The 21,242-nt window shown below is 67.6% G+C and carries 18 protein-coding genes; 6 read left to right on the top strand and 12 right to left on the bottom strand.

The features are described from left to right. Positions 1-33: 33 nt before the first annotated feature. Together dkgB and IM760_RS13265 are read right to left on the bottom strand one after the other, a co-directional pair. Complete coding sequence (gene dkgB / locus IM760_RS13270) at positions 34-843, bottom strand: 2,5-didehydrogluconate reductase DkgB (RefSeq protein ID WP_204430118.1); 810 nt, start codon at positions 841-843, stop codon at positions 34-36. A 75-nt stretch (positions 844-918) separates the two neighbouring features. Next, entirely contained in the window at positions 919-1,797 is an 879-nt protein-coding gene (locus IM760_RS13265) for a LysR family transcriptional regulator (protein ID WP_204430116.1), read from the bottom strand. Positions 1,798-1,902: 105 nt separating this feature from the next. Between IM760_RS13265 and IM760_RS13260 the strand changes: the two genes are divergently transcribed. Both IM760_RS13260 and fghA read left to right on the top strand, forming a co-directional pair. Then, positions 1,903-3,012: an S-(hydroxymethyl)glutathione dehydrogenase/class III alcohol dehydrogenase gene (locus IM760_RS13260; RefSeq protein ID WP_204430114.1), complete on the top strand. Its 1,110-nt coding sequence runs from the start codon at positions 1,903-1,905 to the stop codon at positions 3,010-3,012. A gap of 138 nt (positions 3,013-3,150) precedes the next feature. Next, on the top strand, positions 3,151-4,008 hold the full coding sequence (gene fghA / locus IM760_RS13255) for an S-formylglutathione hydrolase (RefSeq protein ID WP_275579297.1): 858 nt from the start codon (positions 3,151-3,153) through the stop codon (positions 4,006-4,008). Positions 4,009-4,034: 26 nt separating this feature from the next. Here the strand turns inward: fghA and IM760_RS13250 are convergent, their stop codons facing one another. From IM760_RS13250 to IM760_RS13205, 10 genes are all read right to left on the bottom strand, one after another. After that, entirely contained in the window at positions 4,035-5,378 is a 1,344-nt protein-coding gene (locus tag IM760_RS13250) for an MATE family efflux transporter (RefSeq protein WP_420838125.1), read from the bottom strand. Between the two features lie 94 nt (positions 5,379-5,472). Next, positions 5,473-6,732, bottom strand: coding sequence for a cytosine permease (codB, locus tag IM760_RS13245; RefSeq protein WP_204430112.1), 1,260 nt, complete (start codon positions 6,730-6,732; stop codon positions 5,473-5,475). 73 nt (positions 6,733-6,805) lie between these two features. Then, a complete protein-coding gene (locus IM760_RS13240) occupies positions 6,806-7,912 on the bottom strand; it encodes a patatin-like phospholipase family protein (protein ID WP_204430110.1) in 1,107 nt (368 codons plus the stop codon). A gap of 76 nt (positions 7,913-7,988) precedes the next feature. Continuing rightward, positions 7,989-8,780 carry a hypothetical protein gene (locus tag IM760_RS13235; RefSeq protein ID WP_204430108.1) on the bottom strand — a complete coding sequence of 264 codons (792 nt, stop codon included), beginning with the start codon at positions 8,778-8,780 and terminating at the stop codon, positions 7,989-7,991. Between the two features lie 30 nt (positions 8,781-8,810). Further along, positions 8,811-9,905 carry an AI-2E family transporter gene (locus tag IM760_RS13230; RefSeq protein ID WP_204430106.1) on the bottom strand — a complete coding sequence of 365 codons (1,095 nt, stop codon included), beginning with the start codon at positions 9,903-9,905 and terminating at the stop codon, positions 8,811-8,813. Positions 9,906-9,943: 38 nt separating this feature from the next. Continuing rightward, the gene (locus IM760_RS13225) at positions 9,944-10,936 is read right to left on the bottom strand and encodes a calcium/sodium antiporter (RefSeq protein WP_204430104.1); all 993 of its coding nucleotides are present in this window, start codon (positions 10,934-10,936) and stop codon (positions 9,944-9,946) included. A 121-nt stretch (positions 10,937-11,057) separates the two neighbouring features. Then, the gene (gene rsmD, locus IM760_RS13220; protein ID WP_204430095.1) at positions 11,058-11,645 is read right to left on the bottom strand and encodes a 16S rRNA (guanine(966)-N(2))-methyltransferase RsmD; all 588 of its coding nucleotides are present in this window, start codon (positions 11,643-11,645) and stop codon (positions 11,058-11,060) included. Next, positions 11,620-13,020 (bottom strand): M16 family metallopeptidase, encoded by a 1,401-nt coding sequence (locus IM760_RS13215; protein WP_204430093.1) that lies wholly within the window; start codon positions 13,018-13,020, stop codon positions 11,620-11,622. The genes rsmD and IM760_RS13215 overlap by 26 nt, the downstream gene beginning before the upstream one ends. Further along, complete coding sequence (locus IM760_RS13210; RefSeq protein ID WP_204430091.1) at positions 13,017-14,378, bottom strand: M16 family metallopeptidase; 1,362 nt, start codon at positions 14,376-14,378, stop codon at positions 13,017-13,019. Before IM760_RS13210 ends, IM760_RS13215 begins: the two co-directional genes overlap by 4 nt. Positions 14,379-14,543: 165 nt before the next feature. After that, positions 14,544-15,260, bottom strand: coding sequence for a CerR family C-terminal domain-containing protein (locus IM760_RS13205; protein WP_204430089.1), 717 nt, complete (start codon positions 15,258-15,260; stop codon positions 14,544-14,546). A 101-nt stretch (positions 15,261-15,361) separates the two neighbouring features. On the opposite strand from IM760_RS13205, the gene IM760_RS13200 reads away from it, so the two are divergent. The 4 genes from IM760_RS13200 to ftsY all read left to right on the top strand — a co-directional run bounded on the left by IM760_RS13200 (position 15,362) and on the right by ftsY (position 21,083). After that, positions 15,362-16,885, top strand: a complete 1,524-nt coding sequence (locus tag IM760_RS13200) for an efflux transporter outer membrane subunit (RefSeq protein ID WP_204430088.1) — start codon at positions 15,362-15,364, stop codon at positions 16,883-16,885. Positions 16,886-16,901: 16 nt separating this feature from the next. After that, entirely contained in the window at positions 16,902-18,140 is a 1,239-nt protein-coding gene (locus tag IM760_RS13195) for an HlyD/EmrA/EmrK family protein (protein ID WP_204430087.1), read from the top strand. A gap of 26 nt (positions 18,141-18,166) precedes the next feature. After that, a complete protein-coding gene (locus IM760_RS13190) occupies positions 18,167-19,750 on the top strand; it encodes a DHA2 family efflux MFS transporter permease subunit (RefSeq protein ID WP_204430082.1) in 1,584 nt (527 codons plus the stop codon). A gap of 112 nt (positions 19,751-19,862) precedes the next feature. Then, a complete protein-coding gene (gene ftsY, locus IM760_RS13185; protein WP_204430073.1) occupies positions 19,863-21,083 on the top strand; it encodes a signal recognition particle-docking protein FtsY in 1,221 nt (406 codons plus the stop codon). Positions 21,084-21,242: the final 159 nt, after the last annotated feature.

Genomic DNA, 21,242 nt, shown 5'->3' with positions numbered 1-21,242 from the left:
GAGGTCGATGCGGAGCGGGTTACCCGCGCGGGCTCAGTCCCAGGCGGGCGCGAAGTCCGGATCGGCGATGCGCTCACCCCGGTCCAGGCTTTCGATGGTGGCGATGTCGTCGTCGTCCAGGGTCAGGTCCAGGGCCGCCTTGTTGGCCTTCAGGTGCGCTTCCTGGGTGGACGACGGGATCACCACGATGTCCTTCTGGTGCAGCCAGGCCAGCACCAACTGAGCCGGGGTCACGTCGTACTTGCCGGCCAGCCGTTTCAGGGTGTCGTCCTCCATCACCTTGCCCACCGCCAACGGCATGTAGGCGGTGACGGTCAGGTTGGCGCGTTTCACCGCGTCCACCACCTTGCGGTTGGTCAGGAACGGGTGCACCTCGATCTGGTTGGTGACGATGTGCTCGCCGCCGGGCACGCTGAGGGCCTTTTCCAGCTGGTCCACGGTGAAGTTGGACACGCCGACATGGCGCGCCAGACCGCTCGCCTTGGCTTCCGCCAGGGCACCGATGTATTCGTCCATGGGCACTTCGTCGTCGGGGCTGGGCCAGTGGATCAGGGCCAGATCCACGGCGTCGGTGCGCAGCCGGTTGACGCTTTGCTGCAGGCTTTTCAGCAGGTCGTCATGGCGCAGCCGGTCGTGCCAGATCTTGGTGGTGAGAAACACCTCATCCCGAGGCACGTCGTGGGCGTCCAGGGCGGCGCCCACGGTTTCCTCGTTGTCGTACATCTGGGCGGTATCGATGTGCCGATAGCCCAGGTCCAGGGCGGTGTGGATGCTGCCCATCAGCTCCTCGCCCTTGAGCCGGAAGGTGCCCAGCCCCAGGGCCGGAATGTTCGCCTTAGCCATGATCTCTCCTTGCCGTAATCCATCAACACCGTTGTACCTGACGGCGGGTGAAGCGGCTTTCAAGGCCCGCCAGCGTCAGCCGCGATCCGCCATGGCCGCCACCAGAAAGTCCACGAACTGCCGCACCTTCGGCGACAGATGCCGGTGGCGCGGATAGACCACCCAGACGGCGGTATGGCCACAGCCGTACTGGTCCAGCACCGACACCAGGCTGCCGTCCGCCAGGCCCGGCGCCACGTAATAATCCGGCAATTGCACCAGCCCCAGCCCCTTGGCGGCGGCGTCCAGCAGCGCCAGCCCGGAGTTGGCCCGCCAGTTGCCCTGCACCCGCCAGGCGCGGTGCTGGCCGTCGATGTCGAACGCCCAGTGCTCGGTGGACCCGAGCAGGCAGTTGTGGCCGACCAGTTCCCCCAGGGTGTGTGGGCGCGGGTGGCGCTCGAAGTAGGCCGGCGAGCCCACCACGTATTCCCGGCGCGGGCAGAGCTTGCGGGCGATCAACGTGGAATCGGGCAGGGCGCCGGTGCGGATCGCCACGTCGAAGCCTTCGTCGACGATGTCCACCCGGCGGTTGGTGAAGTCCATGCGTACCGACAGCTGTGGGTGGGCAACCAGGAAATCGTTGACCACCGGGGCGATGAATTTCTCGCCGAAGGTGGTGGCGCAGGTCAGCTTAAGCACGCCCTTGGGCTGCTGTTGATAGTCGCTGATGGCGGTGAGCGCTTCCTGGAAGCCGTCGAACAGCTGGGCGCAGTGCTCGTAATAGACCGCGCCGGCGTCGGTGAGGCCCAGCCGCCGGGTGGTGCGGTAGAGCAGCTGGGTGCCCAGCTCCGTTTCCAGCCGCGCCACCAGCCGGCTCACATGGGAACTGGAGACACCCAGGGCGCGGGCGGCGCCGGCGAAGGATTCGTGCCGTACCACCTCCACGAAGGCCTCGATCCGGTCCCAATGCTGCATTGTTGCTCCTGAGCAATAATCTATTGCGCCATGATGCCTTAATCCGGGGCCCGGCGCTGCTCTACCATGGGCACCAACGCGATATAGACACAAACGGAGAACACCATGAAATCAAGAGCCGCCGTAGCCTGGGAAGCGGGCAAGCCGCTGGTCATCGAGGAAGTGGACGTGGCCGGCCCCAAGGCCGGTGAAGTGCTGGTGCAAATCGTCGCCACCGGCGTCTGCCACACCGACGCCTACACCCTGTCCGGCAAGGACCCTGAAGGGCTGTTCCCGTCCATTTTCGGCCATGAGGGCGCGGGCATCGTGCAGGAAGTGGGCGAGGGCGTCACCAGCGTCAAGCCCGGCGACCACGTGATCCCGCTGTACACCGCCGAGTGCGGCAAGTGCAAGTTCTGCCTGTCCGGCAAAACCAACCTGTGCTCCGCGGTGCGCGCCACCCAGGGCCAGGGCCTGATGCCCGACAGCACCAGCCGCTTCTCCCATAACGGCAAGATGCTGCACCACTATATGGGCACCAGCACCTTCTCCGAGTACACCGTGGTGCCGGAAGTGTCCCTGGCCAAGGTCAGCAAGGAAGCGCCGCTGGACAAGATCTGCCTGCTCGGCTGCGGTGTCACCACCGGCATCGGCGCGGTGCTCAACACCGCCAAGGTGGAGCCCGGCTCCACGGTGGCGGTGTTCGGCATGGGCGGCATCGGCCTGTCGGTGATCCAGGGCGCGGTGATGGCCAAGGCGGAGCGCATCATCGCCATCGACATCAACGACGACAAAGAGAAGATGGCCCGCCAGTTCGGCGCCACCGACTTCATCAACCCCACCAAATACAGCAATTCGATCCAGGAAGTGATCGTCGAGCTCACCGATGGCGGCGTGGACTATTCCTTCGAGTGCATCGGCAACGTCAACGTGATGCGCTCCGCTCTGGAGTGCTGCCACAAGGGCTGGGGCGAATCCATCATCATCGGCGTGGCCGGCGCCGGCGAGGAAATCTCCACCCGCCCGTTCCAGCTGGTCACCGGCCGGGTCTGGAAAGGCTCCGCCTTCGGCGGCGTGAAGGGCCGCACCGAGCTGCCCGGCTACGTGGATCGTTACATGAAGGGCGAGATCAAGATCGACGAATTCGTCACCCACACCATGCCGTTGGATGACATCAACAAGGCGTTCGATCTGATGCACGAAGGCAAAAGCATCCGCTCCGTCATTCTGTACTGAGACCAGCAGCCTGTGGCTGCGATACAGGATGAAGGATACAGGGGCCGGCACGGTGCCATCCCTCCACCCTGTATCCTTCATCCTGTATCGCGGCCAAAGGCCGCCGCCCGCCCATCGAACACGACAAAAGGATCCGCCATGACAACGTCTGATCAACTGGAACTCGTCTCGGCCAACAAATCTTTTGGCGGCTGGCTCAAGCGCTACAAGCACCACAGCAAGGTGCTGGGCTGCGAGATGGTGTTCGCCATTTTCCTGCCGGCGGCGGCGGAGGAACGGGACGTGCCGCTGCTGTGGTGGCTGTCCGGCCTGACCTGCACCGACGAGAACTTCACCCAGAAGGCCGGCGCCCAGCGGGTGGCGGCGGAGCTGGGGCTGGCGTTCGTGTGCCCGGACACCAGCCCGCGCGGCACCGACCTGCCCGGCGAGCACGACAGCTACGATTTCGGCTCCGGCGCCGGCTTCTACCTGAACGCGGAACAGGCGCCCTGGAACAAGCACTACCGGATGTACGACTACGTCACCGAGGAGTTGCCGGCGTTGGTGCGCGAACACTTCCCGCTGAATGGCCGCGAGGCGATCAGCGGGCATTCCATGGGCGGCCACGGCGCTCTGATCTGCGCGCTCAAGAATCCGGACCGTTATACCTCGGTGTCCGCGTTCGCGCCCATCGCCAACCCCACCCAATGCCCCTGGGGCGAGAAGGCGTTCGGCGGCTACCTGGGCGACGACCGGGAAAGCTGGAAGGCATGGGATGCCTGCGAGCTGATCGCCGCCGGGGCCCGGGTGGACGAGATCAAGGTGGACCAGGGCGACGCGGACAACTTCTACCAGGACGGCCAGCTGCGTCCGGAGGCCCTGGAAGCGGCCTGCCAGGACGCCGGCATCGGCCTGACCCTGCAGATGCGGCCGGGTTACGACCACTCCTATTTCTTTATCGCCAGCTTTATCGACGACCACCTGCGCTACCACGCGCATCACCTGCGCAGCGCCTGAATGGCATCGCGGTCGTTCGGCCGCGATCAGGCCGCCGGCAGATGCCGGCGCAGGCCCTTCTTATAGAACGTCCAGGCCATCACGCCGGCCAGCAGATTGCCGCAACCGGCGCCGATGGCCAGGCCGGTGAGGCCGCCCAGCCAGGCGCCCAGCCACAGCAGCGGCAAATAGCAGGCGAACAGCCGCAGGAAGGAAATCATCATGGCTCGCCACGGCCAGCCCAGGGCATTGCTGGCCGACACCACCAGCATGCACACCCCCAGCAGCCCGTAGCTGGGCGGCAGAAAGCGGATCAGTTGGGTGAGCGCTTCGCGCACCGCCGGGCTCTCCACCAGCAGCGCCGCCAGCGGCGCGGCGAACAGGGCCGCCAGCAGGCCCAACACCACCTGCCAGATCACCACCATGCGCGCGGCGGCGGCCATCACCCGCTGCACCTCCTGCCAGCGCCCGGCGCCGTAGCAGCGGCCCAGCCAGGGCGGCAGCGCCATGGTCATGCCCAGCACCAGCACGATGGAGAAGCTTTCCAAACGACTGGTCAGCCCCCAGGCGGCCACCGCCGATTCGCCCAGCCGCGCCACCAGACCGGTGGCCAGCATGGCCGCCAGCGGCGGCATCAACTGGCTGACCATGGCCGGCCCGGCGATGTGCGCGAAGGGCCCGGCGGAGGCCCGCACCTCCGCCAGCACGCCGTCCCGCTCCAGCCAGCCGCGGCCGCGCAGATACACCGCGGTGATCACGCCGCCGATGGCGAACGCCGCCAGCGAGGCCCAGGCCGCCCCTTCCAGGCCCAGGGCCGGCACCGGGCCCAGGCCGAAGATCAGCAGCGGGTCCAGCACCAGGTTCACCAGGCTGGTGATCACCATCATGGAGCCGGGGAAGCGGGTGTTGCCGTGGGCGCGGAACAGGCTGTAGCCGAAGTAGGCCATGGCGCCGGTCCAGGAGGCGAGCACCTGCACGTTCCAGAACGGCCGGATCACCTCGCGGATGCGCTCACTGGCGCCGAGCAGCGCGAAGGCCGGGTCCTGCAGGGCCCACAGCAGAAACAGCAGCACCGCCATCACCGCGCCGCCGCCGGTGAGCACCAGCACGCCCAGCCGCCCGGCCCGGTGTTCCTGGCCGGCGCCGATGGCCCGCGAGATCAGTGCCGCGATGGCGATGCCCATGCCCACCTGCACGCCGATGGTGAGAAACACCAACGGGAAGGTAAACGACTGAGCGGCCAGGGGCTCGGTGCCCAACCGGGCCACGAACACGCTGTCCACCAGATTGAAGCCCAGCAGCGACATCACGCCCAGGGTCATGGGCCAGGTCTGCTGCCAGATTTGACGGGTCAGGGAAGAGTTGTCGGACTGCACGGCTCGCATTGCCATCGGCGGACCGGCGCGCCAACGGGCAACCGGCCCCGGGTGAAAAGGGTGCGCCAGGGTAGCACACCCTTACCCTGGATAATCCGGGTGGACGGGCTCAGCGCGACTCGGCCAAGGGGTCGCGGGCCGGCCACCACCGGGACAGCAGCGCGTGGGCGGCGAACGCCACCGCCACGCCCACCACTGGCGGCAGCACCGGCGAGGCCCAGGCGGCCAGGGCGCCGAGACCGTAGGCACACAATCCGGACCACTGGAACGCCGGCAGCTCGGTCCGTTCCAGATCCGGATAGCGGCCGCGGAAGCGCACCCAGAAGTCGGCCATGATCACGCCGCCCAGGGGCGGCAGAAAGGTGCCCAGCAAAATCAGGAACGGCACCAGCAGGTCGTACATGCCGAACACCGCCAGCAGGGTGCCGATGGCCGCCCCGGACAGGGTCACCAGCCGGCGCCGCTCGGTGCGCAGCAGATTGCAGCCGGCCACCGAGAAGTTGTAGATGGTGTTGTCCTGGGTGGTCCAGATGTTGAGAAACAGCATCAGCAGGGCCAGCACCAGGAAGCCCTGGGTGATCATCACGTCGACGATGTCGGATTGCTGATAGATCAGCGTGCCCACGGCGCCCACCAGCACCATCAGGCCGTTGCCGAGAAAGAACGCCGCCAGGGTCGCGATCACCGCCACCCGCCCGCTGCGGGCGAAGCGGCTCCAGTTGGTGGCCATGGTGCCGCCGCTGACGAAGGTGCCGATCACCACGGTGATGGCGGCGGCGAAGCCCATGTCGCCTCCGCCGGCGCGCTCGCTCAGGGCGGTCAGGCCGCCCACGTCCACCAGCCCCTGATAGAGGCTGACACCGATGAACAGCAGCATGGCCGGCACCGCGAACCGGGACAGCCAGTCCAGCCCCCGGTAGCCGACCAGGGCGGTGAGGCAGAAGCCGAACCCGAAGACCACCATCAGCGGCAGCTCCAGCCAGGCCGGCAGCGGCGTCATCCGCACCAGGGCGATGGCGATGGTGGCGGTGCCCCAGGCGTACCAGCCGATCTGGGTGAAGCCGAGCAGGCAGTCGGACAGCTTGCTGCCCTTCTCACCGAAGCAATAGCGCCCCATCAGCACGGTGTTCAGGCCGCTGCGGCAGGCGATAAAGGCCAATGCCGCCGCGTAGGCGCCCAGCAGCAGGTTGCCGACCAGGATCACCAGCAGCAGATCCGGGAACGAGAACGCCGTGCCCAGGTTGCCGCCGGCCCACATGGTGGCGGTGAAAAAGGTAAAGCCGAGCAGCACCACCGAGGTGGACAGCAGGCCCTTGCGCTGGGACGCCGGCACCGCGCTCAGCGGGTAATCGTCGTCGGAGGAAGACATAGCGGGCTCCAGGGTTCTTGGAAAACAACAGGTCGAAGGTGGCCGACGATGCAACCTCCGGGCCAGATGCGTCTCAGCGGCGCCGGTCACCGGCCAGCGGCCGAAGCCGGTCAGCCACGCCCTTTTCCACCAGTTCGAGAAATTCGTCACCCAGCCGGCGGCTCTCGTCGATGGCCCGGCGCCAGGTGCGCTCGCGGCCCGGGTCGTCGCCCTGGTACCGCTTGAAATCGGTGCGGTCCGGCAGCTTGCCGTGGGGCAGCCGGGCCAGATAGTCCGCCGACGGCGCCACCAGCAGGGTGCGCGCCAGCCGGCCCGGGTCGCCGTTGCGCCAGCGCAGCGGCTTGTCGAACCAGCCCGGGATCACCCGGTCGGTGAAATGCGGATAGAGCACCAGGCCGTCGCTGCGGTAGGGCAGATCCAGGTGGTAGTCGAGCAGGCCGCCGTCCCGGTAGACCCCCGGCGGCGCGCCGGGAATGTCGCGCACCCCTTCCAGCACCATGGGAATGGCGGCGCTGGCCAGTAGCAGGGCGCGCAGGTTCTGCACGTCCAGAGGAATGGCATGGGTGGCGAAGTCGCGCAGGGCGTCCAGGGGCAGTTCCGGCTCGCCGGTGTAGGCCAGCCCGCGCTCCATGAAGGCGGCCAGGGTCCGGCGGCTGAGCAGGTTGCCGCCGATCACCCCGGCCAGCCCCAGGCCCAGACCCAGGGGCCGGTCGCCGCTGATCAGGCGGCGGCTGCGGATCACCACCACCACCAGCCGGTAGTCCGGGTTGGTGAGGATGCGGTCGTCGCTGTCGGCGAGCAGGTCCGCCAGCATCTTTTCGCAACGGCGGGACACCTCCCGGGGCGTGACGCCCTTGGGAAACCGCTGGGAGGTATAGAGATCGGCCAGCCGCGCCAGGCGGTGGGCGGCATCGCGCCCATCCCGGGCCCCGGCCACGGCGGCGAACCGCCAGCTGCCGATGGAGGCGCCGATCAGGGTGCGCGGGCGCGGCGCCCGGGGCAGGAAGTCACCGAACACGGCCCGGTCCAGGCCGGCCAGGCCCACCGCCTTGGGGCCGCCGGCGGCGCCGGGCACGATGTCCACGTCGTCGGCGCGCAGGCCATGGTCAAGCAGGTGCTGGCGCGCCTGGGCGCCGGCGCGCAGCACCAGCGCCGGCTCACGGGTATGGATGGCGGGCAAGACTTTTCCCCCGGCTAACGGATCCGGGCCATGCTAACCGCTGGCGCGGGAAACACAATGACGGGAATTGTTGCGCTCAATTTCGTTCTTGGGGATGACAATAGAGCACCAGGGCGCCGTCCGCCTCGTTCTCGCTGAGCGGCGGATTCAACGGGTCCTCGGAGGCCAGGATCACATCATAGGTGCGGGAACCGCTGAGTGAGCAATCCACCCGGGCGAACCGCTCCTCCGGATTGACGCCGGTCCGCGCCACCACCAGATTGAGGCTGCCGGCATTGGTGCTCTGATATTCGGTGGCCTGCCCCAAACGCAAACCGGTGGCAAAGTATGTACCGGTGCCCGCATCGTTGTAACGCAGAGAAAAACCGGTGGCATTGAAATCTTCCGGGTTCACCGTGTTGATAACCCGGAAGCGCGCGCCGGAATCCACGTCGCTGCCGTCCTGCTCGAAAATCGCCACCCCGGTGGAATTAAAGCTGGTATCGCCGTAGGACACTGCGGTGTAGTTACTGTTGTTGGCCAGGTTCACCCGGGCACGGAACAGGCGGCCGCCGCTGCCGTTCACGCCCTCCAGGGAAACGCTGTTGTCGTCGTTGTCGTTGCCCTCGTCGATACGAACCCGCAACTCCGGGCCTTCATCATCCCGGGAATAGCCCACGCCGGATACGCTATCACTGTCGTCCCCGGAGAGGGTGACATCGGCGGTCAGGGTGCTCTGGTCGTCGGCGCCATTACTGGTGATCTGGTTGTAATAGAACACCGAGGCGTCGGAACGCAGTGAGCCCCCGAAGCCGCCGTCCTCGTCGTCGCCGCAGCTGCTGGCCACGGCGGCCGCCACCACGATGGGCATGACATAGAACAGATTCATGGTTGTTCTCCCGGGATTGCGTCCCTGTTCTTACTGTTGTTCATTGGGCTGTTGTTCATTGGGACCGGCCTGGTCCGGCGGCGGTTCCGTGTTGAATTCCTGGATGAAGATCTGCCAGAACGCCACGAACAGGCCGGCCATCAGCGGGCCCAGGGCGAACCCGGTGATGCCGAACAGCGCCAGGCCGCCCAGCGTCGAATAGAGCACCACATAATCGGGCAATTTGGTATCCCGGCCAACCAGAATTGGGCGCAGAAGATTGTCCACCAGGCCGATCACCAGGGCACCGAACAGGGTCAGAATCACCGCGTCGCCGATCTCGCCCACGGCATACAGATAGAGCGCCACCGGCAGCCAGATCAGGCTGGCGCCCACCGCCGGAATCAGGGACAGCAACGCCATGGCCACGCCCCACAGCACCGCCGCCGGGATGCCGAGAAACCAGAAAATCAGGCCGCCAAGAAAGCCCTGCACCGCCGCCACCACCAGATTGCCCTTGATGGTGGCGCGGGTGATTTCCGCGAATTTCTTGAACAGCAGCCGCTCCCGGTCATCGCCCAGGGGCAGCGCCCGGATCAGCATGTTCACCAGCTTGGGGCCGTCGCGCAGCAGGAAGAAGGTGAGGTAGAGCATCAGGCCCAGGTCGATGAAGAACTGGAAGGTGTTCTGGCCCACCGCCAGGGCACGCTTGCCGAGAAACTGGCCGGCGCTCTTGATGCCTTCGATCAGTTGCTGGCCCAGGTTGCCGAATTCCACGCCGGCCCGTTCCAGCAGGTGGTAAGCGGAGGGGAAACCGGTGCGGAAGGTGTCGATGTATTTCTGCGGGTCCAGATTGCCTTGCTGCAGTTTCTGGTAGGTGGCCACGCCCTCGGTGACGAAGGAAGTCGCCACCGCCAGCACCGGAATCACCACCAGCACCGTGCATACCAGCAGGGTGGCCAGGGCCGCCAGGCTGTGCCGGCCGGGCCATTTGGTCAGCAGTTTCTTCTGCATCGGGAAGAAAATCAGCGCCGCCGCGCAGGCCCAGAAAATCGGCGCGAAGAACGGCTTCAGCAGCCACAGGAAGCCGATGCTCACCACCAGCAACAAGGCCAGGAAGGACTTTTGTTCAAGCGGCGAACGCATTGGTTCTCCTTATCCGCGCGGCCGGCTTGCGCAACCGCTCAGGCGGCCGCGCCGGCGGCCACCACCAGGGTGAAAATCAGATAACCGGTGTAGCCCAGATAGGCGGCCACCAGCACGCCGCCTTCCAGGCGGTTGATGCGGCCGCTGCCGGCGCCCCGGAAGCCGTAGCCAAACACAAACAGGGCCAGGGTCAGGACCGCCATCACCACCCAGTCCCGATACAGCAACGCGGGCTCCGTGGGCACCGGCGTGATGGCGCCGGCAATGCCCACCACCGCCAGGGTGTTGAACAGGTTCGAGCCTAGCACATTGCCCAGCGCCAGATCGTGTTCGTTCTTGCGAATCGCCGCCAGGCTGGAGGCCAGTTCCGGCAGGGAGGTGCCCACCGCCACCACGGTGAGGCCGATGATCAGATCACTGACCCCCAGGGAGGTGGCGATGGTCACCGCGCCCCACACCAGCAGCCGCGAACTGACCACCAGCAGCACCAGCCCCAGCAGCAGCCAGAACAGGGCCTTGCCCAGGGGCATGGGCTCAGCTTCCTGCCCGGCTCCCACCTCGCCACCCAGGGGGTCGCCCTTGCCGCTCATGCCCTGGTAAACGGACCAGCCCATCAGCCCGGCGAACACCGCCAACAGCACCAGGGCGTCACGGAAGCTCACCTGGCCATCCAGCAGCTGGTAGCCGGACACCAGAGTGATCACCGCCAGCACCGGCAACTCCCGGCGCAGCACCGTGGAGTGCACCGCGATCGGGCTGATCACGGCGGTGAGCCCGAGAATCAAAGCGATATTGGTGATGTTGGAGCCATAGGCATTGCCCAACGCCAACCCGGGATTGCCGTCCAGCGAGGCCAGCGCCGACACCACCATCTCCGGCGCGGAGGTACCGAAGCCGATCACCAGCATGCCGATCAGCAGGGTCGGCATACCGGCGTGGCGGGCGGTGGCGGACGCCCCGTCCACGAAACGATCGGCACTCCAGATCAGCAACACCAGGCCGACGATCACCGCGCCTATGGCAAGACTCAAGATGGACCTCCAAAAAACAGTTCAAAGTTTAAAGTTAAAAGTTAAAAGGGCGGCTTCGGACGCGAGCACGGCAGTGACCCGGCACGGCGTTACCCGCGTTTTAACTTTTAACTTTCAACTTTTAACTTGTCGTCGTTTGCTTTCTATACAGCCGCGCACGCACGTCGCCGCCGTCTTTTTCCCGTATCAGCTCCCAGCTTTCCGGCGCCGCCGGGGCGTCCGCCTGACGGCGGGACTCCACGTAGATCAGGGCGTCGTCGGCGAGCAGGCCCAGGTCTTCCAGGGCCGCGCAGGCCGGCGCCGCCAGCCCCAGATCATAGGGCGGGTCGATGAACACCAGGTCAAACCGTTCCGCGCAACGCGGCAGCCATTTGAGCGCGTCGGCGCACTGCACCCGCAGGCGTTCGCCGAACAGCGGCTCCAACTGCCGGCTCAGGTCGGCGCAGCGCTCGCGTTTGCGCTCCACCAGCACCGCCCGTTGCGCGCCCCGGCTGAGGGCCTCGGCGCCCAGGGCGCCGGAGCCGGCGAACAGGTCCAGCACCCGGGCGCCGGGCACGTCCGCCTGCAGCCAGTTGAACAGGGTTTCCCGCATGCGGTCCGAGGACGGCCGCAGGTCGCCGCGCTGATCCACGAAGTGCAGCCGGTGCCCGCGGTGCTCGCCACCGATGATGCGAACCTGGCCCTTACTGGTTTTGCCCCTGGATTTCATCCTGTGCGCCTTGCGGCACGTCCGGCGCGCGCGGGCCGATGCTGACGATGGCCAGCTTGTCGGCGTCCAGGGCACGCTGAAACGCGTTGCGAATGTCCGCCACCGTGACCGCTTCGACCTGCTCGTTGAAGCGCTGGAGGTAATCCAGCGGCAGGTCGTAGAAACCGATGGCGCCAAGCTGGCCGATGATATCGCTGTTGTCGGCGGTTTCCAGTGCCCGGCGGCCAAGAATGTTGGCCTTGGCGTTGTCCAGCTGTTCCTGGGTGGGGCCGTCGGCGATGAAGTCGCGCAGGATGCCCATGGTCAGCGCCAGGGCCTGGTCGGCGTTGTCGTTGGCGGTCTGCAGCTGCAGGCGGAACGGTCCGCCGCCGGCCATCGGCTGGAAGTAACTGGACACGCCGTACACATAGCCGTGCTCCTCGCGCACCTGCTGGGTGAGCAGGGAGGCGAAACCGCCGCCGCCGAGGATGTAGTTGCCCACGTACAGCGCCACATGGTCCGGGTTGCCCCGCCAGGTGGCCTGGTTACCGATCAGAATGTGGGTCTGGTTGGAAGGGAAGTCGATGTGCTCCACGGTGCGCTCGGTGAGGCGTTCGGCGCGGGGCAGCGGCGTCGCCGGGCCGCCTTCCGGCAGCGCCTCGCTGAGACGCGCGGCGATGGCTTCCGCCTGCTCGCGGCGGACGTCGCCGACCAGGGCGATGACCGCGTTGCCGGCGGCGTAATAGCGCTGGTAGAAGCGGCTCACGTCGTCGCGGGTGATGCCCGGCAGGCTCTCCAGGGTGCCGTCGTCCGCGTGGCCGTAGGGGTGGTCACCGAACACTACCCGCTGAAAGGCTTTTTCCACCTGGGGCCCGGGCACCTGGCGATCCATCTTCAGCCCCTGCAGGGCGCGGGTGCGAACCCGGTCCAGGGCGCCCTGGGGAAAACTGGGGGCGCCGATCACCCGGGCCAGCAGGTTCACCGCGTCGTCCCGCCATTCCGGCCGCGACAGGGTGCGCAGGCTGATCACGCCCATGTCCTGGTAGCTGCCGGTGGAGAAGCTGGCGCCCCGGTCCTCGAAGCCCCGGGCGATGTCGTCCACGCTCAGGCCCTCGGCGCCTTCGCCGAGCAGCGCGCTGGTCATGGACGCCAGCCCCGGCTGGTCGCCGTCGCGGGCGCCGCCGGCGTTCATCACCAGGCGCACGTCCAGCATGGGCAGGGCGTCGGAGGGCACGAACAGGACTTTCGCGCCCTGCGCGGTGGTCCAGGACTGAATGGTCAGTTCCGGGGCCGCCGGCTTGGCCTGATCGACCCGGGCGGCGGTAGTGGGAAAGCTGGCGCAGCCGGCCAGGGCCAGGGCGCACAGAGCGGCGGCGAAGGGTTTCCAGACGATCATTGCGACGCCTCCTGGCGAGTGGATTGCGGCGCCTCGGCGGGCGCGTCCGGCGGGAACACCCGGGCCACGGCGCCGCGCTCGGCCACCAGCCAGTCGCGGGCGGCCTGTTGCACCTGCTCCGGGGTGACTTTCTCCAGGTTTTCGTCGAAGCGTTCGGCCAGGCGCCAGTCCACGCCCAGCACCGACAGGCGGCCCAGTTCCATGGCCTGGCCCATCACCGAATCGCGCTGGAACACCTGCCCGGCCAGCACACCGGCGCGCACCCGGTCCATTTCCTCGGCGCTGGGCGGCTGTTCGGCGATCTTGCTCACAACCGCCAGGAAGCCCTGTTCGAGCTGCTCCAGACTGACGCCCGGGTTGGGCGAGGCGGAGAAACTGAAGGTACCGTTGCCGCGCTGCAGGCCGTCGTAACTGGCGCCGGCGCCGGCGGCCAGGCGCTGGCCGCGCACCAGGTGGCTTTCCACCCGGGCGCTGAGACCACCGTCCAGCACCCCGGCCAGCATGGTCAGGGCGTAGAAGGTGGCCGGGTCCTCGGCGGTGGTCAGCGACGGCACGTTGTATTGCATGAACAGCGCCGGCACCCGCACCGGCAGGTGCAGGGTCATGCGGCGTTCGCCGGCGGGCGGATTCAGGGTCGGCTTGGGACGGGGCGGCATTTCTCCGGCGGGCATGTCGCCGAAGAATTTTTCCACCAGCGGCCGCGCCCGGGCTTCGGTCACATCACCGGCGATCACCAGGGTGGCGTTGCCAGGCACGTAGAAGCGCTGGTACCAGCTGCGCGCTTGCTCCGGCTTGAGCTGGGCCAGTTGATCGCGCCAGCCGATGATCGGGTGGGCGTAACCGGTGCCGGGCCGCGCCACCGCCTGGAATTTCTCCTGGGCCAGGGCGAACGGCTGGTCGTCGGTGCGCTGGCGGCGCTCTTCCATCACCACCTGCAGCTCGCGATAAAAATCGTCGTCCTCGATGCGCAGATTCTTGAGCCGCTCGGCTTCCAGCTCCAGGGCCAGCGGCAGGCGCGACGCCTCGTACTGCTGGAAATAGGCGGTGTAATCGTAGCTGGTGAAGGCGTTGTTGGCGCCGCCATAGCGCGCCACCAGCCGGGCGAATTCCCCCGGGGCCAGGTGCTTGCTGTTGCGGAACATCATGTGCTCGAGCAGATGGGCGACGCCGGTTTCGTAGGGCGCCTCGTCGATGCTGCCGGCCTTGAACCAGATCATCACGGTGATCACCGGCGCGCGGTGGTCCTCGCGCACCAGTACCTTCAAGCCATTGTCGAGCTGAAATTCATGGGTGGGCAGGTCGGCCCGCGCGGCCATCGCGACCAGGCTCAATGCCAGGGCGATCCACAGTTTTTTCATGCGCTTTCCTCTGAACGACCGGGGTCAGGGAACCGGCGATTATGATGGTTAGCCCCCGCCAACGCGAGCCGTCGGCGGCCATAACCCGGTAGGACTGACCGCACGCCGGTAAGGTTCCGGCGTCGGTGGCTTAGAGGTCGGTGGCTTAGAGAAAGCGCCCGCGGCTCAAGACAAAGGGAACTGACGCAACAGGGTTTCACGCACCACCCGGGTGATGCGCGCCAGGTGATCGTCGTCCAGGCGCTTCACCCCCAGGCGACGGATCAGGGTGGTGCGGTGCACGCCGAAGACGATGGCCTCGCCGTACAACGCCTGCACTTCGATGATCACATCCGGGTCGGTTTCCGGCTTGCCGCGCAGCGGCCCCACCAAACGCGCCAGCAGTTCGTGCACCGGCAGGATCAGTTCGTCGTAGAGGATGTCCATGGCGGCGGTGGGCTGCATCTGTTCGCGCAACAGAAAGTAGCCGACCTCGTATTTGTCACGCTGAGTGAGGATCTTCTCGAGCAGGGCACCCACCAGCAACGCTACGTCCTCGCGGGCCCGGGCCAGGTCGGTGACGCCGCCGGCGTGACGGGCGCGCACCTCCAGCACGGCGGGCTCCATGGCCGGACGCACGGTTTCCACGATGCGCCAGGCCACCGCCCGGTAGAGCCCTTCCTTGGATTGAAAGTGGTAAGGAATGGCGGCCTGGTTGGCCTTGGCGGCATTCGCCAGGGCCCGGGTACTGACCGCGTCGAAGCCCTGGCGGCTGAACAGGCGCAGGCCGGCGTCGACCAGCCGCTTGCGGGTGGCTTCGCTGCGCGCGGATTCGCCGCGGGCAGACCCCGCGGAGGGGACGGATTCAGGGCCCGGGGCGGGCCCGGTGCCGGGCTTGGCCATGCTCGGTTCCGGTGGCGTGAAAAGGCCAATATTAATTCAATCGATTGATTTTGTCATTGGACTGTTCAAGAATGTTGCCCGACTTCATTGGGAGGCGTTCCATGCCCCGATCCCTTATCCCCGTTCGCCGCTGGCGGCGCCCGACGCTGGTCGCGCTGCTGGCGCTGACGCTGGGCGCCTGCGCGGTGGGCCCGGACTTCCAATCGCCGGCGGACGAGCTGGCCGACGATTACCAGGTGCGCGCGCCGGCCGGCGAGACCGCCCGCACCGACGGCCCCGGCGGCGGCGCCCAGCGGTTCAACGAGAGCGCACCCATCGCCGCCGACTGGTACCGGCTGTTCGGATCCCCGGCGCTGGACGCGCTGATCCGCCAGGCGATGGAGAACAGCCCGTCGCTGCGCGCCAGTCAGGCCAGCCTGCGCCAGGCCGCCCATCAACTGGAGGCGGTGTCCGGCTCGGACCTGCCCGACCTGGACCTGTCCGGCGGTGCCACCCGCCAGCGCTCCAACGGCGCGCAGATCGGCCAGGACAACCCCATGTTCAACAACGTCTTCAACCTCTACGAGGCGCGCTTGGCGTTGAGCTACGACCTGGACCTGTTCGGCGCCTCGGACCGGGAGACCGAAGCCCAGGCGGCCCAGGTGGCGTACGCGCAAAACCTGCTGCGCGGCAGCATGCTGACCCTGGTGGACAATGTGGTGGTGACCACGGTGCGGCTGGCCGCCCTGCGCGACCGGCTCGCCGCCAGCGAGGCCATCGTGCGCCTGCAGCGAGACCAGGCGCAGCTGCTGAGCGAGCAGGAACAGGCCGGCTCGGTGGCCTTTGCCGACGTGTTGCGCGCCCGCGCGCAGCTGGCCGACAGCCAGGCGCAACTGCCCACCCTGCGCCACGATCTGGCCACCACCGAGCATGCCCTGGCCCGGCTGGTGGGCGCCGACCCGGCCACCTTCCGGGCACCGCCGCTGTCACTGGCGGACCTGAATCTGCCGGCGGAGTTGCCGGTCAGCCTGCCCTCGGAACTGGTGCGCCAGCGCCCCGACATCCTGGCGGCGGAAGAACAACTGCACGCCGCCAACGCCCAGGTGGGCCTGGCCACCGCGCGCCTCTATCCCAACCTGAATCTCACCGCCAGCCTGGGCTCCGTGGCCAACCACGGCGACGCCCTGTTCGAGCCCGCCGCCAAGGTCTGGAGCCTGGGCGCCGATCTCACCGCGCCGCTGTTCCATGGCGGCACCCTGCGCGCCAATAAAAAGGCCGCCCAGGCCGCCTGGGAAGCGGAATACGCCCGTTACCGGGACACCGTGCTGGGCGCCTTCGTGCAGGTGGCCGACGTGCTCGACGCGATCCAGCGCGACGCCGAAGGCCTCAGCGCCCGCGACCACTCCCTGGAAGCCAACCGCGACAGCCTGGCGCTGGTGCGCAAGCAGTACCGGGCCGGCGCCGCCGGCTATCTGGACGTGCTCAGCGCCGAGCAACGCTACAACCAGGCGCTGTTGTCGCGCATCGACGCGGTGCGCCAGCGCTACGTGGACACCGCCGCGCTCTACCACGCCCTGGGCGGCGGCTGGTGGAGCGCCACCCCCGAACGGAACGACCGGACGGCCGCCGCGCCGACCGCCCCCTGAACGCCGGAGACCTTTCATGGCCGAGCACGACACCTCCACCCACCCGGACCACACCGCGCCTCAACCGTCCGGCGACAGCCCCGCCAACAATGACAACCCCGACGACAATAACGGCGGCAAACGCAAACGCCTGCTCCTGATTCTCGCTCTGGTGGTGGTGATCGCCGCCGCCGGCTACCTGGCCTACTGGCTGCTGTGGGGCCGCTTCCACATCACCACCGAGGACGCCTACGTGGGCGGCAACGTGGTCAGCGTCTCGCCCCAGGTGAACGGCACCGTGGTGTCGATCCACGCCGAGGACACCGACCGGGTGGCCGCCGGCGATCTGCTGGTCACCCTGGATGACACCGACGCCCGCGTGGCCCTGGCACAGGCCAAGGCCAACCTGGCGCAGACCGTGCGCGAGGTGCGCCGGCTGTTCGACCAGGCCGACCAGCTGGACGCCACCGTGACCCTGCGCAAGGCCTCCCTGGAGCAGGCCCGCCGCGACTATCAGCGGGCCCGGGAGCTCAAGCAGGTGCGCGGAATCTCCACTCAGGACTTCCAGCACGCGGAGACCGAGCTGGAAACCGCCCGCGCCTCCTATCAGGAAGCCCTCCATCAACTGGCCGCCAGCCGCGCCGCGGTGGCCGGCACCACCCTGGAGGATCATCCCCAGGTGCTGCGCGCGGAAGCGGAGCTGCGCCAGGCCTGGCTGCGCCTGCAGCGCACCCGCATTCTGGCGCCCACCGACGGCTACGTGGCCCAGCGCGGCGTACAGGTGGGCCAGGAGGTGCAGCCCGGCGGCAAGCTGATGGCGGTGGTGCCCCTGGACCAGGTGTGGGTGGACGCCAACTACAAGGAAACCGAGCTCACCCACGTGCGCATCGGCCAGCCGGTGGAACTGACCGCCGACCTGTACGGCGACGACCACGTCTACCACGGCAAGGTGGCCGGGCTGGCCGCCGGCACCGGCAATGCCTTCGCGCTGCTGCCGGCGCAGAACGCCACCGGCAACTGGATCAAGGTGGTGCAGCGGGTGCCGGTGCGCATCCGCCTGGACGGCGACGACCTGCGCGATTTCCCGCTGCGGGTGGGACTGTCCATGGAAGTCACCGTGGAAACCCGCGACCGGGACGGCCGCACCCTGGCCGAGGCGCCGGTGTCCGGCGCCCGCTTCGAAACCGGCGTGTACCGGCGCGACCAGAGCGAGGTGGACGCGCTGATCGCCGAGATCGTGGCCGCCAACCGGGGCGGCGATGACCGCGCCTCCTGAGTCCGGCGCCCACGAGGAGAACCGTCATGGCCGTTGATTCCGCCCGCGCCGGCACCCCGGGGGCGCGCAAGAACGTGAGCCCCTGGGTGATCGCCCCGGTGGTGGCCATCGCCGCCTTCATGGAGGTGCTCGACATCTCCATCGCCAACGTGGCCCTGCTGCACATCGCCGGCGGGCTGTCCGCCACCCAGGATGAAGCCACCTGGGTGCTTACTTCCTACACCGTGACCAACGCGGTGGTGCTGCCGATCAGCGGCTGGCTGTCCAACGTACTCGGCCGCAAGCGCTTCTTCATGATCTGCATCGCCGGCTTCACGCTCACCTCCCTGGCCTGCGGGCTGGCGCCCACCCTGGGCACGCTGATCCTGTTCCGCTGCTTGCAGGGCATCACCGGCGGCGGCCTGCAGCCGGTGTCCCAGGCGATCCTGTCGGACGCCTTTCCGCCGGCCAAGCGCGGCATGGCCTTCGCCATGTACGGCATCGCCGTGGTGTTCGCGCCGGCCATCGGGCCCACCCTGGGCGGCTGGATCACCGACCATTTCTCCTGGCGCTGGGTGTTTCTGATCAACCTGCCGGTGGGGCTGATTCTGATTCCCCTGGTGCAGGCGCTGATCCGCGACCCGGATTACATGAAGGAAGCGCGCCACAAGCGCGGTGGCAAACGGCCCCGGGTGGACCTGATCGGCTTCAGCCTGCTGGTGGTGGGCCTGGGCGCCCTGCAGATCATGCTCGACCGGGGCCAGCAGGACGACTGGTGGCACTCCGGCTTTATTCTGGCCATGACCTGCCTGGCGGCGGTGGGGCTGATCGCCTTCCTGATCTGGGAGTGGTACGACAAGGACCCGATCGTCGATGTGCACCTGTTCCGCAACCGCAACTTCGCGGTGGCCAACCTGTTCATGATGATCCTGGGCTTCGTGCTGCTGGCCAGCACCGCGGTGCTGCCGCTCTATGTGCAGGAACTGATGGGCTACACCGCCACCCAGGCGGGCCTGGTACTGACCCCCGGCGGCATCGCCATCATCTGCCTGATGCCTCTGGTGGGGCGGCTGGTGGGCAAGGTGCAGACCCGCTACCTGATCGGCTTCGGCTTCCTGGTCAGCGGCATCGGGCTGTACACCATGACCGGCTTCAGTCTGGAGGCGGACTACAACACCATCATGCTGGCCCGGGTGCTGCAGGCCTCGGCGCTGGGTTTCCTGTTCATTCCGATCAGCACCGCCGCCTACGACGGCCTGCCCATGGAGAAATCCAACGACGCCTCGGCGATCATCAATCTGGCCCGTAACCTGGGCGGCAGCATCGGCATCTCGCTGGCCACCACCCTGCTGGCCCGGCGCAGCCAGTTCCATCAGTCGCGGCTGGCGGAGGAGATCACGCCCTACAACCCGGCCTACCAGGACCAGATTCATCAAATCGGCCAGGCCACCGGCGCCGGCGACCTGGCCAGCCACGGTATGCTGTATCAGGACCTGCTCAACCAGGCCAGCATGCTGGGCTACCTGGACGTGTTCAAATTCATGGCGATTCTTTTCCTGTGCATGGTGCCGCTGGTGTTCATTATCCGCCGTGGCGTGGCCGGCCAGGGGGCGCCGGCCGGGGCGCACTGACCGTTCGTACCGCGCGCCGGCCGGCCGTGCCGTGCGCGCGGCGTTTTTTCGCGCCGCCCGGCGGTGGTAGGATACCGACCGCCCCGCATTCGACCCCACAGGATCCGACCCGATGAACGACGACGCCCGCGACGACGATCGCAACGAAGAAGCGCAGAAAGGCGGCTTCTTCTCGCGCATGTTCCGGCGCAAGCCCGAGGACAAGCCGGAGCCGGCGCCGTCCAGCGACCGCTCGGAGCCCGATAGCGACACGCCGGCGCAACCCGGGTCACCGGAACCGGCCCCCGCCGAGCCCGCGCCCTCCGAGCCGGCCCCGCCCGAACCCGTGCGCGCCGAACCGGCCACCCCGCCGGCGCCGGCCGAGCAGCCGGCGGCGGCCCCCGCTCCGGAGCCCGCCGGCGAAGGCGGCGGCTTCTGGTCGCGCATGAAGCAGGGCATGAGCAAGACCAGCAAGAACCTGGGCAAGGGCCTGGCGGACCTGCTGGTGGGCGCCAAGGAGATCGACGACGAGATCTTCGAGGAGATCGAAACCCAGCTGCTGGTGGCGGACGTGGGCGTGGAAGCCACCGACACCATCATCGGCAATCTCACCGAACGGGTCGGCCGCCAGGAACTGGTGGACGCCGACGCCCTCTATGAAGCCCTGCAGGAAGAACTGCGCAATCTGCTGGTGCCGGTGGACCGCCCGCTGGAAATCGACACCTCGAAGAAGCCCTACGTGATTCTGATGGTGGGCGTGAACGGGGTCGGCAAGACCACCACCATCGGCAAGCTGGCCTGCCGCTTCAAGGCCGAGGGCCGCAGCGTGATGCTGGCCGCCGGCGATACCTTCCGCGCCGCCGCCGTGGAGCAATTGCAGGTATGGGGTGAACGCAACGACATTCCGGTGGTGGCCCAGCATACCGGCGCCGACTCCGCCAGCGTGGTCTATGACGCGGTGCAGGCGGCCCAGTCCCGGGGCGCCGACGTGCTGATCGCCGACACCGCCGGGCGCCTGCACACCCGCGGCAACCTGATGGAGGAGCTCTCCAAGGTGACCCGTGTGATGAAGAAGCTGTCCCCGGAGGCGCCCCATGAGGTGCTGCTGGTGCTGGATGCCGGCACCGGCCAGAACGCCATCAACCAGGCCCAGGAATTCCGCGACACCGCCGGCGTCACCGGCCTGGTGCTGACCAAGCTCGACGGCACCGCCAAAGGCGGTATCCTGTTCGCTCTGGCCAAACGCACCGGCCTGCCGATCCGCTTTATCGGCGTGGGCGAACGGCTGGAGGACCTGCGCCCCTTCAACGCCGAGGAGTTCGTGCAGGCGCTGTTCGAGGATGTGGCCGGGTGAGTTACAAGTTGAAAGTTAAAAGTTACAAGGCGCGGGGGATGGCGACCGGGTCGGAAAGCCTGTGCCCGCGCCCGCTCGCGGCGCGGAGCCGAAACGTTTGAGAGCGCTACGTCATTGCCTCGCGTTGTAACTTTTAACTTGTAACTTTCAACTGTCCAA

The sequence above is a fragment of the Alloalcanivorax marinus genome (genome assembly GCF_016906305.1).
Lineage (GTDB): Bacteria > Pseudomonadota > Gammaproteobacteria > Pseudomonadales > Alcanivoracaceae > Alloalcanivorax > Alloalcanivorax marinus.
This window is presented reverse-complemented; position numbering and strand designations above follow the sequence as displayed.